Source organism: Micromonospora tarensis (assembly GCF_016803395.1).
Lineage (GTDB): Bacteria > Actinomycetota > Actinomycetes > Mycobacteriales > Micromonosporaceae > Micromonospora > Micromonospora tarensis.
In genome coordinates this window covers 1-1346 of record NZ_JAEVHL010000508.1, presented here as the reverse complement: position 1 = coordinate 1346, position 1346 = coordinate 1, and the positions used below count along the sequence as shown (strand labels likewise).

The window sequence follows — 1346 nt, the reverse complement described above, 5'->3', positions numbered from 1 at the left end:
GAGCTGGCGACCGTCATCATCCAGAACACGGCACCCTGGACGTACCTGGGCGACCGGGAGGTCAACCCGAACCCGAGCGCTCGTTCGATCTCGGGCTGGATGTGCTGGCATTGCGACAGCTCCGGGTGGCTAGCACAACACGGACAGTGACGCAGTTCCTGTCCCGGGAGCCCAATCCGCGCGGTCGTCAGGTGTTACGACTCCATGACACAGCGGAGTTCACCCTGGTCTCCAACCGTCCCCAGGCGTTCCAGCTCGACGGCGACTATCTCGGTGAGCGGGAGAAAGTCAGATTCACCTCCGTTCCCGCCGCACTGAGAGTAATCTGCTAGGTCTCGGGTACTGCCCTAGGTCGACACGGTGGCCACAGCCGATCAACACGGTCGCCCCGCCACACCGAGGGGCAGGTGCCGGAAATGTCAGCAATGTCACGCGGACTGTACTATATTGATCCTCGACTGTGGCACGGCGGGTAACCAGGAAAGCGCTGGAATCCGGACAAACGGGTTGTGGGCTTGCTCACCGCCCGGAGTTTTTCCGAGCGTCACCCTTGACATCACGAGCGTTCGTGAAAGTATTCACAAGCGAACTTGAGTTACCGGGACATTGCCTGGATATGCTCGACAGGTTGAGCTGTTCCAGCAGGTCCCCGGCGCTGAACGCCTGCTCACGCACTGCCGAATGGACAGACGCTAACTGTCACCATCGGCATTGCGGATGCATATAGGAAAAGCACGACAAGCAATATTGCCACCCATCCAGAATGAGGAGTGTTGCCGCCATGGACTGGCGTCACCATGCTGTCTGCCGCGACGAGGACCCGGAGCTGTTCTTCCCGATTGGGACGTCCGGACCGGCTCTCCTGCAGGTCGAGCAGGCCAAGGCCGTCTGCAGGCGCTGCTCCGTGACCGACCAGTGCCTGCAGTGGGCACTCGAGTCTGGTCAGGACGCGGGCGTCTGGGGCGGAATGAGCGAGGAGGAGCGGCGCGCTGTCAAGCGGCGCGGCGGCCTCCGGGTGCTGCGCGCTCACTCCGCCTGATCCCCAACACACAGCTGTACGCCCCGGTGGGTTCGCCCACCGGGGCGTTCCGCTGTCCGGCACCGGATCACCTGCCGGCACAGGTCACCCCGCTGGTGTTGTCGACCCGGCGCAGCACCAGCTCCACCAACTCCGGCGCGTCGGTCAACGGCCCGGCGACCGCCACCGCGCCCGCCGCTCGGGCCGCCTCGGTCACCGCGTCGTGGAACAGGCCCGGCGCCAGGAAGTACGCGGACACCGCGACCCGACGCGCGCCGGCCGCCCGCAACCGGGCCACCGCCACACCGGCCGCCGGTGGCGCCGCCGA

At 65.7% G+C, this 1346-nt stretch carries 1 protein-coding gene and 2 pseudogenes; 2 read left to right on the top strand and 1 reads right to left on the bottom strand.

Going from position 1 to position 1346, the window contains the following annotated elements:
• Both JM949_RS35980 and JM949_RS35975 read left to right on the top strand, forming a co-directional pair.
• Window positions 1-332: pseudogene (locus tag JM949_RS35980) on the top strand (diacylglycerol kinase family lipid kinase); the annotation flags it as partial.
• Window positions 333-781: 449 nt separating this feature from the next.
• Complete coding sequence (locus JM949_RS35975) at window positions 782-1039, top strand: WhiB family transcriptional regulator (RefSeq protein ID WP_007072794.1); 258 nt, start codon at window positions 782-784, stop codon at window positions 1037-1039.
• Between the two features lie 67 nt (window positions 1040-1106).
• Here JM949_RS35975 and JM949_RS35970 read toward each other — a convergent pair.
• Window positions 1107-1346 (bottom strand): annotated as a pseudogene (locus JM949_RS35970) (cobalamin biosynthesis protein CbiX); the annotation flags it as partial.